This is a genomic window from Mesorhizobium sp. M1338 (assembly GCF_040318045.1).
GTDB lineage: Bacteria > Pseudomonadota > Alphaproteobacteria > Rhizobiales > Rhizobiaceae > Mesorhizobium.
On record NZ_JAMYLL010000012.1, the window covers coordinates 126,636 to 139,399 of the forward strand.

Consider the following 12,764-nt stretch of genomic DNA (forward strand, 5'->3'; position numbering starts at 1 on the left):
ACTCCAGCTGAAGCAGGCGTGGAGGTCGGCTCAGCCGGCCTGGCGGATAGCAGCCTGTTCCTCGGCGCGAAGGTGGCTGGGCGCCGAGCCGATGACTCGCTTGAAGGCGCGGCTGAAGGCGGCATCCGATTCGTAACCGAGACGCGCGGCAACGACGGAGATTTTCATCCGGTCGCGGATCAGCCACTGTCTCGCCCGATGCATCCTGACCTGGGTGACATATTTTGCCGGCGTTTCTCCAACGATGGTGGCGAAGCGCTCCGCAAATCCCGATCGCGAGGCGCCCATCATCCGGGCCAGGGACTCAACCGTCCAGTCGTAGTTCGGCTCGAGATGGATGGCGGCCAGCACGCGGCCGATTTCGCGGTCCCTGACCGCGGCGATCCAGCCGGACGAGTCGCCGCAGCCACGCTCGACCCATGAGCGTATGACGGTGGCGGCAAGCACGTCAGCCAGTCGCGCCAGGATGCCGCCGGAGCCGACGCGCTCCATCGTCACTTCACGCGCCATCGATTCCAGGAGATGCGGAATGCCGGGCTCGTAGGCTCCCAGCTCATGCGTGCGCATTACATCCGGCATCATGCCGAGCAGGGGATGCAAGCCGTCAAGATTGAAGTACATGCTGGCACAAAACAGCAGGGTTCCGGGCCGGCAACATTCCGACATGCCTTCGTTCGACATGCAGTAGACGTCCTTGCAGACTTCCTCGACTTCGTAGCCGTGGATCGGCCAGGCCTGGGCGCCGGGCTCACTGGCCAGCACGTGCGCCGCACCGCGCGGCAGCAGCACCGCGTCGCCAGCATTGAGCTCCACCCATTCACCGGACGGCTGCTTCAGCCAGCAACCTTTGCGGCCGATGAAATGAAACCGCGCCGCTGGCTGGGCTGGGAACTGGATACCCCAGGGCTCCTTCAGTTCGAAGCGGCCATACTCGACGCCATCGAGCCGCAAGCCGCGCAAGATATCTGTCAACGGGTCGCCGGTGATGGGAATTTTGGACGAATGGTCAAGCATGATGGGGTTTCTAGCATGGAAACTCCAAGCGGTCACTCCCTATGTTGCATTGCAGTCAAATGCTGCGCTGCAAACAACTCGGAGACTGACCATGGCCGAACCCGCGACAGGCGTCGTCGACGCCGCTCTTCTGAACCCCACGGACTCCGACGAACGAACCGAACCGGCCTGGGGTGCCGTGGTCTCGCTGGCACTTGGGGTGTTTGGTCTGGTGACGGCTGAATTTCTGCCCGCCAGCCTGTTGACGCCGATGGCGCGCGATCTGGGCGTCAGCGAAGGCGTAGCCGGACAGGCGGTGACCGCGACCGCGATCGTTGGCGCCATTGCCGCACCCACCATGGCGATCATTACCAGGCGTATGGACCGCAGGCTGGTGATGTGGATGCTGACGGTGTTCCTGATCCTGTCCAATCTCCTGGCCACCTTTGCCTCATCGCTCACCATGCTTCTGCTCGCCCGCGTCGCGCTCGGCGTCGCGCTCGGCGGCTTCTGGGCGATGTCGGCCGCCATGGCGATGCGGCTGGTGCCGATGCGGCTGATGCCGCGCGCCATGTCGATCATCCTGACCGGCGTTTCGCTGGCGACCGTCTGCGCGGCGCCGGTCGGCGCCTATGTCGGCGACATCTGGGGCTGGCGCACAGCCTTCATGATCGCGACCGTCGTTGCCGCCCTAGCGCTGCTGGTGCAGTTGGCCACCATTCCGAAGCTGCCACCGGTGGGTGTGGCGAGCTTCCGAACCTTGCTGGAGGTGCTGGAGCGCCCCTCCATCAGGATCGCACTGCTCGTCGTGCTGCTGGTCGCCTCGGGACACTTTGCCGGCTTCACCTATGTCCGTCCCTTCCTCGAGAAGGTCCCCGTGCTCAGCATCGAGACGATCTCGCTGGTGCTGCTGGCCTACGGTATTGGCGGCTTCTTCGGCAATGTCGCCGGCGGCATCCTGGCCGAACGCAGCCTCAAGGCAGCCGTCGCTCTGGCGCCCTTGCTGATTGCACTTGCCGCCGCCTCGATGCTGGTTTTTGGAGCTTCGCCCATGGTCGCCGCCGCCGCCGTTGCGATCTGGGGCTTTGCCTTCGGCGCGGTTCCGGTCGGGCTGCAGAGCTGGCTGGTAAGGGCCGCGCCCGATCAGGCTGAAAGCGCCGGCGGACTGATGGTGGCGACCTTCCAGGTGGCGATTGCGCTCGGCGCTGTCTTCGGTGGCCTGCTGGTCGATCATGCCGGCGTCGCCAGCGCCTTCGCCTATTGCGGCGCAGCGACGCTGCTGGCGGCCATCGTGGTGTTCCTGCGCGGCCCGAAGCGGGCCGAGTAGCTTCTTATTGGCAGGACTAAGCTTCCCCGAGGCTGTGCATCGGCCCGACAACCATCACGGTTTTCGGGCCGACGCCGTTGTGATGGCGGTGACGAAGCCGCCCTCGACATGGACCGCCACTGGCCGGCTCAGACCGCGCGACCGTCGAAGTCGAAAACCGGCAAGGTGGACGGGTCCGGATCGGCGACACAGTGGAGATTGATGTAGGCACTGCGGTCACGGCCTTCGCGGACGTCCTCGGCGAAGGGGTGAATGCCGCAGCTGCGGCAGAAGCGGTGTGCTATCGCATGATTGCCGAATGTGTAGGTGCCGAGATCGTCGCCCCAGGCTAGGACCTGCAAGGTCTCGTGCGGGATGGCGCACAACAGGGCGCCCTTGCGCGAGCAGATAGAGCAATTGCATCGTACGGCGCCGGTCAGTTCGGCTTCGAACTCGAAGGCGACCTTGCCGCAGTGACAGCTGCCTTTGTAGAGCATCGGATTTTTCCTCGCATTCGACGGGGTGCAAAACGGCCTGCGCCGGGTTAAGTCTCGGCAAGCCACGCCGCGCCGCTACCCCAAGGACGTTCAAAGCGTCCGGAGTCCGACACCGAAATGCATTCAGTCCGGGATCATCTGGAAATCATCCTCGCGCGCCTTGCCGCCCGTGCCGGTGAAGAGCGCGTGTTCACGAAGCTCTATGCCGAGGCCGCACGGGCCGCGGCTGATGCCAGCGATGCCCGCAAGCGGGCAGGTGTGACGCTCGGACCGCTCGACGGCACCATTGTCTCGATCAAGGATCTGTTCGATGTCGCCGGCGAGGCGACCACGGCTGGCTCGCTGATGCTCAAGACCGCCGCGCCTGCGCTGCGCGATGCCGCGATTGTCGGCCGGCTGCGGCAGGCTGGCGCGGTCATCATCGGCAAGACCAACATGACCGAATTCGCCTTCACCGCGATCGGTGACAACCAGCATTTTGGCACGCCCGGCAATGCCGTCGACGCCAGCCGTATTCCCGGTGGTTCCTCCTCGGGTGCTGGCGTCTCGGTCGGTGAGGGGACGAGTGAGATATCCATCGGTTCCGACACCGGCGGTTCGATTCGCATTCCGGCATCGCTCAACGGTGTCGTCGGCTTCAAGCCGACAGCGCGGCGTGTACCGCTGACTGGTGCCTTCCCGTTGTCCGCCACGCTGGACTCGATCGGGCCGCTGGCTCGGACCGTCGCTCGGTGTGCGGCTGCCGACGCCGTGATGGCCGGCGAGGTGCCGACCGCGCTGGCGCCGATTGCCCTTGCAGGGCTTCGAATTGGCATCCCGCGTGGCATCCTTTTCGAAGAGACGGAAGGCGCGGTGGTGACCGCGTTCGACCAATGCCTTGGCAAGATCGAGCAGACAGGCGCGCGGGTCGAGGTCCTGTCGATCGACGATCTGCTTGGAGAGATGCGCGCGGCCACCAAGCGCGGCTCGATAGCAGCGATGGAAGGCGCCGAAATCCATGCCGACTGGCTGGCGACAGGGGCATCGGTGCCGGTCGACCCACATGTCAGCGGGCCTTTGGCGCGGGCGGCAATGCTGCCGACCCCGGTCTATATCAGGGCAATGCGCCGCCGTGCAGCACTCGCCGCCGCCATGGACGAGCGGCTGGCATCGGTCGATGTGCTGGCCTTGCCGACCACACCGGTGATGGCGCCGACCATCGTTTCGATGACCGAGGATGCCGCGTTGCGCGACCGCATCGAAGGCCTGCTGCTGCGCAACACGCAGGTCGCCAACCAGTTCGACCTTTGTGCGATTTCGCTGCCGATGCCAGGCACGGCGCTGCCTGCCGGATTGATGCTGGTGGCGCGCAACGGGCATGACCGGCGCCTGCTGCGGATTGCTGCTGAAATTGAGACGCTGCTTGGCTCGTGACCCAGGACTGAACTGAGTATCAGGGCGACGAACAGTGCTTGCGTTCGCTATCCTTGGCGGTCCGTACGATGCGGGTCGCGACCAGCCAGGGGAGGTTGTATTCCTTGCCGGTGATGGTCTGGGTGCGGTGCTCGATCGATCCCCTGACAACGATCTTTCCGGCATAAAGCGCGTCGGAGAGATCCGTTATCGCCTTGTCGGCCTGCGGCAATCCGCTGGGGTCGATCGACACGCCCTTGATGATCGTGCCGGTGCCAAGGTCAAGCGCGCTGCTCGATGGGCACGGCGCCTTGAAACAGCGCAGCCCGTTGTCGCAATAGACGTAGCTGCTCTCGGTCGCGGCGAGCGACGACAAGGTGCAGAGCGAAGAAGCAACAACCAGAGACGCGAAGCGCAGAGTGAACATGGGCTCAGCGTTGCCGAGAATTGGGGCGAAACAGCGATGCTTTAGCTATCGGCCGGAAACCGCCGCCGGTAGTGATCGATCACTTCGGGATTGCGCAGGTTGACCGGCAGTTTGCCCGCCAGCACGAGCAAGGCCTCGCCCGCCGCGCCGACGCCCATGCGCATCATCGATTCCTCGGTGATGCCGGCCATGTGCGGGGTGATGATGACATTGTCGAAGCCGAAATAAGGATGATTTGACGACAGCGGCTGCGTCGAAAAGACGTCGAGCGCGGCTCCGCCTATGCGACGTTTCCGCAAGGCTTCGATCAGAGCGTCGTCGTCGACGACCGGTCCGCGCGAGACGTTGATCAGCAACGCATGCGGCTTCATGCGCGCGATCCGCTCGCGGTTGATCAGGCCGCGCGTCTCCGGCGTCAGCGGGCAGCACAGAACGATGATGTCGCTCTGCTCGACCAGGGCGTCGATCGACAGGAAGCCGACCTTCTCCAGCGCTGGCTGCATGCTGCGCGTCGTCGCCACCACCTTCAGGTCGAAACCGTGCGCGGCGATATGGCCGACAGCCTGGCCGACAGCGCCGAGGCCGACGATGCCGATCGTCTTGCCGGCAAGCTCGCTGTTGGCGTTGGCATGCTCGCGGCCGGCGAGCCAGCCTTTTGCCCGCAGGTCACGATCGACGACGCGGAAGTTGCGCAGCAAGGCAAGGGCCGCGAACATGACGTGTTCCGCCACCGAGCGCGCGTTGACCGCCGGCACGTTCGCAACCAGCACGCCGGCGGCGGTCGCAGCCTCCATCGGGATCATGTCGAGCCCGGCGCCATGGCGGATCGCCGCTCGCAGCTTCCAGGCACCCTCGAACAGCGCCGGCGGCAGCGGCGCGCGGACGATGACGATGTCGGCATTCCTCGCCTCGGCGGCCAGCGTGGCTGGATCGATGGCGGAAGCGACGACGAGTTCGCCGGCGCCGGCCATCATGGCCGAGGCGCGCGGGTGTAGCGGGTGTGTCGTAAGGATACGGGCCATGTCGTCAGGCTTTTTCGAGCGCCGGGCTTTGCGGTTCCTCGCCATGGCCCTCGATCAGGCCCTTCCAGTAGCTTTCGGCACCCTGCAGATGAGCGCTCATCAGCGCCTGGGCGAGATTTCCGTCGCGGCGCAGCAGCGCCTCATAAATCTGGATGTGCTCGGCATGCGAGCGCACATTGCGCTCCGGGTCGTTGAAATAGATGGGCAGGCGCTGTTCGCCCATCATGTAATAGACGCTGCAGACATTGTGGAAGACGCTGTTTTTGGTGGCGCGTACGATCTCGAGGTGGAATTCGCGGTCCTCCCTAGCCAGGCCTTCGCCCGCCGCGATGCGCTCTTCCGAAGCTTTCAGGATTTCGCGCAGCCGCTCGAAATTCTCCTCGGTGGCGCGCGAACAGGCAAGCTCGGCGGCCTTGATCTCGTGGATCTTGCGCAGTTCGACCGTTTCGTAGATCTGGATCGGATCGAGCGGCAGGCCCGCGCGGGCAAAAAGCGCCATCGCCTCGACGCTGGCCTGCTTGGTGTCGATGTAGATGCCGGACTTGGCGCGGCGCTCGACGATGCGCATGGCCTCGAGGATGGCGAGCGCCTCGCGGATCTGGCCGCGGCTGACGCCGAAATGCTCCGCCAGTTCGCGCTCCGATGGCGTTCGGCCGGTTTCCTTGTCCGAATGGGAGAACAGGTAGGCGGCGAGTTCCGCGAGAAGGTTCTTTTCTTTCATCGTCAACCGCGTTGCGCGTGCGCCTCCAGGAACCGCTCCGAAATGGTGAATCCCAGACCCGGCTTTTCGGGGATCGCTATCATACCGTCCTTGGCTTCGACAGTCTCTTCGATCAGATCGTGGATCATCGGGTTGGCGCCAAGCGAGTATTCGACGGTGAAACTCGACGGGGAGGCGGCGCAGACATGCAGCCCAGCGAAGAAACAGGGCGCGCCGGCCCACAGATGCGGCGCAAAGCGCAGGTTGAAGGCGCTGGCTATGGTGCCGATCTTCATCGCCTCGCTGATGCCGCCGCAGAAGGCCGGATCGGGCTGGAAGATGTCGGCCGCCTTGAGCACGGCGAGGTCGCGGAAGGCGTAGCGTGTCGCCTCGCTTTCGCCGGTGGCGATGGGGACGGCGCCCGATGCCCGCACTTCAGCCATGCCGGGCTTGTCGTCGGCGACAACAGGCTCCTCGAACCAGGCGAGATCGAGGTCACTGACGAGGTGGATGAAGCGCTTGGCTTCCGCCACCGTATAGGTGCCGTGCGCGTCGACCATCAGCTCGACATCGGGGCCAAGCGCCTGCCGTGCGGCACGGACTCGCGCGGCGGAAATGTGTGCCGCGCCGTCCATGGCGCCGACCCGCATCTTCAGTGCCTTGAAGCCACCCTGGGCGATATAGGATTTCAACTGCTCGCCGATGGCGTCGGCGGCCGCCCAGCCGCCGGAGGCATAGGCCGGCATGCGATCCAGCTTGCGGCCACCCAGCAGCCGCCAGACCGGAACCCCAAGCGATTTGCCGAGAATGTCCCACAGCGCGATGTCGACGGCGCTGATGGCGGCGATGCTCATGCCGCGCCGCGCCAGCTGCGGCATAGCGTGGCCGGCGCGCGCGGCGCCGTCGTGGCGCACGCCATTGTAGAGCATCTCCCAGATGACGCCGATGTCGGCCGGATCGCGGCCGATCAGCTGCGGTCCGACCTCATGGTTCAGCATGTGAACAAGCGCGCCATAGCTGCCGGCGCTGCCTGCGGCGTTCTTGCCTTCGCCCCAGCCGACCAGCCCGTCATCGGTTTCGATGCGCAGGATGGCGGCGTCGAAGGTCGTCACCTGGCCGAAGTCGCTGCGGTGTTGCCGAGCGGCTTCGATCGGGATGCGGACCCACCAGGCTTGGACCGTCTTGACGCGCATATTCTTCCCCAGCCCTGCCGCCGGTCAGGGCGGAAGGGCAAATTCCCTAGAGGCAGTCGACTACTTGATCAGCGGCAGCAACGTTTCGGCGGTGATGCGCATCTGGTCGGTGTAGAATTTCTCAGTCAGCACGCTGGAGCCGTGGTCCTGGATGAACTTCAGCTGCTCGGGCGAGATATCGACCGGGTGGCGCTCGACCATGTCGGGATAGGGTGCGGCCGGCGTCCGGTCGACGGGCGCAACGAACTCGTTGGTCAGCGCGCCGTCGTAACCGACCTCTCTCAGCGTGGCGACGATCTTCGGCCAGTCGATCTGGCCGAGACCGGCGGCAAAGCGGTTGTTGTCGGCGACATGGAAGTCGAACAGGCGCTTGCCAACCTGGCGGATCGCGTCGTGAACGTTAAACTCCTCCATGTGGATATGGTACGCGTCGAGGCAGACACCGCATTCGGGGCTGACCGCGTCGGCCAGCGCGAGCGCCTGGGCGCCGCGATTGAACAGGTAGGTTTCGAAGCGGTTGAGCGGTTCGACCGCAATCTTGACGCCGACTTTCTTGGCGTGGGTGAAGCATTCACGGGTCGCGTCGACAACCCACTTCCATTCCTCTTCCTCGGTGCCATCGGGCACGACCTTGCCGACTGTCGCCGGAACCAGCGTGATGATCTCGCCGTCGAGTTCGCTGACCATCGTCAGCACGTCCTTGACATACTGAACGGAGCGCTCGCGCTGGCCCTGGTTCCTGGCGGCGAGGTTGCGTTCGCCCAGCATCAAGGTCACCGCGCCCCAGCAGCGGATGCCATGCTCCTTCAGCAGCGCCCGTGTCTCCTTGGTCTTGTATTGCTCGGGCTCGCCGGAAATCTCGATCGACTCATAGCCGAATTTCTTGATGCGCTTGAGCGTCGTCTCCAGGGGCTCCGCGCGCATCCAGTTGTGCGTCGAAAGATGCATCGTCTGTCCTTCCCAAAAATCGCCTGCAACATGCATCGCCGAAGGCGACGCAAGGGCTCCTCCCCAAGGCATCCCCAGCCTTTTCTCGCAAACTGGTTCGACCAATTGGGCCTGAAGGGAGGTCTACAGCAAATTCTTCTGGACGGCAAGAAGCGCGGGAAGGCAACTTCCGATACGGATTACTTCATTGATTGTATTGATGTATATGCCTGCGTTTCGCCTATCCAAAGGACTCCGGCGGTGCATTGCGAGGCTTGACCAAATTCCCTCATTTGGTAATACCAGAATTGCGGCGTACACGATGCGCCCGACGTGAAGAGACCAAAGTGGGCTGGCCCTGCTTCCAATCGGCGCTATGCTCGGTCGCGATTAAAATGAGGGAGGATGCCGATGCCGACGACAATGAAGGGCCCTGGACTGTTTCTGGCGCAGTTCGCGGGCGATGCCGCGCCGTTCAATTCACTGGCGTCGATCACCAAATGGGCGGCCGGTCTCGGCTACAAGGGCGTGCAGATCCCGACCTGGGACGCGCGGCTGTTCGATCTCAAGAAGGCGGCCTCTTCCAAGACCTATTGCGACGAAGTTAAGGGCATCTGCGCGGACGCCGGCGTCGAGATCACCGAACTGTCGACGCATCTGCAGGGGCAATTGGTGGCGGTGCATCCGGCCTATGATGCGCAGTTCGACGGTTTTGCGCCGGCTTCGGTGCACAACAATCCGAAAGCGCGGCAGGAATGGGCGGTCGAACAGATGACATTCGGCGCCAAGGCGTCGAAGAACCTCGGCCTCAAGGCCTCGGTGAGCTTCTCCGGAGCGTTGGCCTTTCCTTACCTCTACCCCTGGCCGCAGCGGCCGGCCGGGCTGATCGATGAAGCCTTCGCCGAACTCGGCAAGCGCTGGAAGCCGATCCTCGATGTCTATGAGGACAATGGCGTCGATGTCGGCTACGAGATCCATCCGGGCGAGGATGTGTTCGACGGTGCGACCTTCGAGATGTTCCTCGACGCGGTCGGCGGCCACGGACGCTGCAACATCAACTACGATCCGTCGCACTTCCTGCTTCAGCAGCTCGACTATCTCGAATTCATCGACATCTATCACGAGCGCATCAAGGCGTTCCACGTCAAGGACGCCGAGTTCAATCCGACCGGCCGGCAAGGCGTCTATTCCGGCTATCAGAGCTGGACCAACCGCGCCGGCCGCTTCCGGTCGCTGGGCGACGGGCAGGTGGATTTCGGCGGCATTTTCTCCAAGCTGACGCAATACAATTATGATTCCTGGGCGGTGCTGGAGTGGGAGTGCTGTCTTAAACATCCCGAGGACGGCGCGGCCGAGGGCGCACCCTTCATCCAGCATCACATCATCCGGGTGACGGAGAAGGCATTCGACGATTTCGCCGGCGGCGCTACGGACAAGAAAGTGCTGCGCGGCATGATGGGAATTTAACGCTGGTTTCCCTCCCCCTTGAGGGGAGGGTGGCCCGAAGGGCCGGGTGGGGTCGGTCCATGCCGCGCTCTACGCCCGGCGACCCCACCCGATCCGCTTCGCGGATCGACCTCCCCTCAAGGGGGAGGTAAGCAACAGCTAGGAGAAGAAACATGGTCGGCGCATCGAAGTCGGAAACGGGAGGCGGCCCGATCCGCTATGGCATGGTCGGCGGCGGGCAGGGCGCCTTCATCGGCGCGGTGCACCGGATTGCGGCGCGCCTGGACAATGACTTCGTGCTGGTCGCCGGCGCTTTGTCATCCGACCCGGCGCGTGCCAGGGCCTCGGCCGCCGAACTCGGGCTCGATCCTGATCGCAGCTACGCGTCCTATGCCGACATGGCCAAGGCCGAGGCGAAGCGGCCCGACGGCATCGAGGCGGTGGCCATCGTGACCCCCAACAATGTGCACGTGCCGGCGGCCAAGGCCTTCCTCGAGGCCGGCATTCACGTCATCTGCGACAAGCCGCTGGCGACGACGCTCGCCGAGGCCAAGAAGCTGGCCGCGGTGGTCGAGAAGACCGGCAAGGTGTTTGTCCTTACTCACAACTACACCGCCTATCCGATGGTGCGGCAGGCGCGCGAGATGGTCGCCAAGGGCCTGCTCGGCGACATCCGCATCGTGCAGTCCGAATATCCGCAGGACTGGCTGACCGAGGACCTGGCGGCGACAGGCCAGAAGCAGGCGGCGTGGCGCGGCGACCCGAAGCAGGCAGGCGCCGGTGGTGCGCTGGGCGATATCGGCACGCATGCCTACAATCTTGCCCGCTTCGTCTCCGGGCTGGAGCTGGATTCGCTTTCGGCCGATCTCGACGCCTTCGTGCCGGGCCGGCTGCTCGATGACAATGTCAACGTCATGCTGCGCTTCAAGCCCGCCGGCAAGACGCACCCGGCCAAGGGCATGATCTGGGCCAGCCAGGTGGCGCCCGGCCATGAGAATGGATTGAAGCTGCGCATCTATGGCTCGAAGGGCGGGCTGGAATGGGTGCAGGCCGATCCGAATTATCTCTGGTATACGCCGTTCGGCCAGCCCAAGCAGCTGCTCACCCGCAATGGCGCCGGCGCGCTGCCTGTAGCAGGCCGTGTCAGTCGCGTGCCGTCAGGCCATCCCGAGGGCTATCTCGAAGGTTTCGCCAACATCTACCAGGAGGCCGCACGCGCCATCCGCGCGGCGCGCCGCAAGGGCGGCAAGCCGGCAAAGGATGTCGTCTTCCCGACCATTCAGGACGGCGTCGAAGGCATGGCCTTCATCGAGGCCTGTGTGAAGTCGTCGAAGAAGAATGGGGCGTGGACGAGGCTATAGCTTCGACCTCGCGGGAGATGGGGGAGAGGCGTCGATGAAGATCGGCATGTGCATGTTCTTGTGGACGACGGCTGTGTCGAAGAAACACGAGCCGTTGCTCAGGGATATCAAGGCAACCGGCTTCGATGGCGTCGAGATACCGATCTTCGCCGGCACGCCCGACGACTATAAAAAGCTGGGCGAACTGCTCGACTGCATCGGGCTGGAGCGGACCGCGGTTTCAGCCATGGGGGATCCGGCGATGAACCTGATCGCGGCTGACGCGGCAACGCGCAAGGCCGGCATCCACTACATGAAATGGGCTATCGATTGTGCCCAGGCGCTTGGCGCCAGCACGCTGAGCGGCCCGCTGCATTCGACGCTCGGTGCCTTTTCCGGCTCCGGGCCGACGGCCGCCGAGAAGAAGCGCTCGATCGCCTCGCAGCGCGCGATCGGCGACCATGCCGGCAATAAGGGCGTCACCATCGGGCTCGAGGCACTCAATCGCTTCGAATGCTATCTCCTCAACACGATGGCTGACCTGTCGGAGCATATCGACGCCATCGACCGGCCGCATATCAAGGCGATGTACGACACCTTCCACGCCAATATCGAGGAGGCCGACCCGATCGGCGCCTACACGAAACACCGCCGGAATGTCGTGCATATCCATATTTCGGAGAATGACCGCGGCGTGCCGGGGCGCGGCCACCTTCCGTGGAAAGAAACATTCTCGGCCATCCGCAAGAGCGGCTATGACGACTGGCTGACGATCGAGGCGTTCGGGCGCTCGCTCAAGGATTTGGCGGCGGCGACCAAGGTGTGGCGCGATTTTTCCGAGAGCCCGGAGGCGGTTTACCGAGACGGGTATAGGCATATCAGGAACGGGTGGAAGAAGGCGGCGTAGGCGCCTTCCTTATATGGGACTGAGCAAAGCCGCCCAACACCTGCCGCCGCGTTCCTTCACACCCCCCTCTGTCCTGCCGGACATCTCCCCCGCAAGGCAGGGCTGTCCGGGGAAAGTTTTGAGTGAATCGAAATGCCGCATGTGCATGCCCCGTAAAACGGGGTTTGTCCGTCTTCTCTCTGGTTGTCGAGACTCAGAAAAGGAACGGGGCATGCGCTTTGCACCTAGCATCTTCGGGCAGCTTCTTGAAGCGGTGGATCGCCGTCAATTCCAAGCCATTGTGGATCGTCACGCCGGCGATGCCTACGACAAATCGTTCAGGAGTTGGGATCATCTGGTGGTGTTGATCTATGCCCAGTTCTGCGGCAGCGACAGCCTGCGTGGCCTGGAAGCCGGTTGGAACGCCAACAGCCAGCATCATTACCACCTGGGCAGCGGTCCGCTGATGCGTTCGACCTTGTCGGACGCCAACAGACGGCGCCCGGTCGCCATTTTTGCCGAGGCCTTCAGCCTGGTGGCGGGCCTGCTCGACCGGCAGACGCGGCAAGAGGGTAAAGACATGCTGCGGCTGATCGACTCGACCCCCATTCCGCTCGGCAAGCTGTGCGAGTGGG

The 12,764-nt window shown here is 64.0% G+C and carries 13 protein-coding genes; 6 read left to right on the forward strand and 7 right to left on the reverse strand.

Annotation, left to right across the window (positions count from 1 at the left end; all coding sequences use genetic code 11):
* Nucleotides 1-30: 30 nt before the first annotated feature.
* On the reverse strand, nt 31-1,014 hold the full coding sequence (locus NKH19_RS14365) for an AraC family transcriptional regulator (RefSeq protein WP_352867715.1): 984 nt from the start codon (nt 1,012-1,014) through the stop codon (nt 31-33).
* Between the two features lie 91 nt (nt 1,015-1,105).
* Between NKH19_RS14365 and NKH19_RS14370 the strand changes: the two genes are divergently transcribed.
* On the forward strand, nt 1,106-2,320 hold the full coding sequence (locus NKH19_RS14370) for an MFS transporter (RefSeq protein ID WP_352867714.1): 1,215 nt from the start codon (nt 1,106-1,108) through the stop codon (nt 2,318-2,320).
* Between the two features lie 128 nt (nt 2,321-2,448).
* Here the strand turns inward: NKH19_RS14370 and NKH19_RS14375 are convergent, their stop codons facing one another.
* On the reverse strand, nt 2,449-2,796 hold the full coding sequence (locus NKH19_RS14375) for a GFA family protein (RefSeq protein WP_352867712.1): 348 nt from the start codon (nt 2,794-2,796) through the stop codon (nt 2,449-2,451).
* 117 nt (nt 2,797-2,913) lie between these two features.
* On the opposite strand from NKH19_RS14375, the gene NKH19_RS14380 reads away from it, so the two are divergent.
* Entirely contained in the window at nt 2,914-4,209 is a 1,296-nt protein-coding gene (locus NKH19_RS14380) for an amidase (protein WP_352867711.1), read from the forward strand.
* Nucleotides 4,210-4,228: 19 nt separating this feature from the next.
* On the opposite strand, the gene NKH19_RS14385 is transcribed toward NKH19_RS14380, so the two are convergent.
* Genes NKH19_RS14385 through NKH19_RS14405 form a run of 5 tightly spaced genes read right to left on the reverse strand, consistent with a single transcriptional unit; the run spans nt 4,229 to nt 8,478 of the window.
* Nucleotides 4,229-4,615: a hypothetical protein gene (locus tag NKH19_RS14385; protein ID WP_352867709.1), complete on the reverse strand. Its 387-nt coding sequence runs from the start codon at nt 4,613-4,615 to the stop codon at nt 4,229-4,231.
* Between the two features lie 41 nt (nt 4,616-4,656).
* Nucleotides 4,657-5,637 carry a hydroxyacid dehydrogenase gene (locus NKH19_RS14390; RefSeq protein ID WP_352867707.1) on the reverse strand — a complete coding sequence of 327 codons (981 nt, stop codon included), beginning with the start codon at nt 5,635-5,637 and terminating at the stop codon, nt 4,657-4,659.
* Nucleotides 5,638-5,641: 4 nt separating this feature from the next.
* Nucleotides 5,642-6,358, reverse strand: coding sequence for a FadR/GntR family transcriptional regulator (locus tag NKH19_RS14395; protein WP_352867705.1), 717 nt, complete (start codon nt 6,356-6,358; stop codon nt 5,642-5,644).
* A gap of 2 nt (nt 6,359-6,360) precedes the next feature.
* Nucleotides 6,361-7,530 (reverse strand): mandelate racemase/muconate lactonizing enzyme family protein, encoded by a 1,170-nt coding sequence (locus NKH19_RS14400; protein ID WP_352867703.1) that lies wholly within the window; start codon nt 7,528-7,530, stop codon nt 6,361-6,363.
* Nucleotides 7,531-7,590: 60 nt separating this feature from the next.
* Nucleotides 7,591-8,478 carry a sugar phosphate isomerase/epimerase family protein gene (locus NKH19_RS14405; protein ID WP_352867701.1) on the reverse strand — a complete coding sequence of 296 codons (888 nt, stop codon included), beginning with the start codon at nt 8,476-8,478 and terminating at the stop codon, nt 7,591-7,593.
* A 390-nt stretch (nt 8,479-8,868) separates the two neighbouring features.
* On the opposite strand from NKH19_RS14405, the gene NKH19_RS14410 reads away from it, so the two are divergent.
* The 4 genes from NKH19_RS14410 to NKH19_RS14425 all read left to right on the forward strand — a co-directional run.
* Complete coding sequence (locus NKH19_RS14410) at nt 8,869-9,924, forward strand: sugar phosphate isomerase/epimerase family protein (protein WP_352867699.1); 1,056 nt, start codon at nt 8,869-8,871, stop codon at nt 9,922-9,924.
* Nucleotides 9,925-10,076: 152 nt separating this feature from the next.
* Complete coding sequence (locus tag NKH19_RS14415; protein ID WP_352867697.1) at nt 10,077-11,264, forward strand: Gfo/Idh/MocA family protein; 1,188 nt, start codon at nt 10,077-10,079, stop codon at nt 11,262-11,264.
* 34 nt (nt 11,265-11,298) lie between these two features.
* Entirely contained in the window at nt 11,299-12,150 is an 852-nt protein-coding gene (locus NKH19_RS14420) for a sugar phosphate isomerase/epimerase family protein (protein WP_352867695.1), read from the forward strand.
* Nucleotides 12,151-12,361: 211 nt separating this feature from the next.
* Nucleotides 12,362-12,764 (forward strand): DUF4372 domain-containing protein (locus tag NKH19_RS14425; RefSeq protein WP_352982297.1); only part of this gene is annotated, 403 nt, incomplete at its 3' end.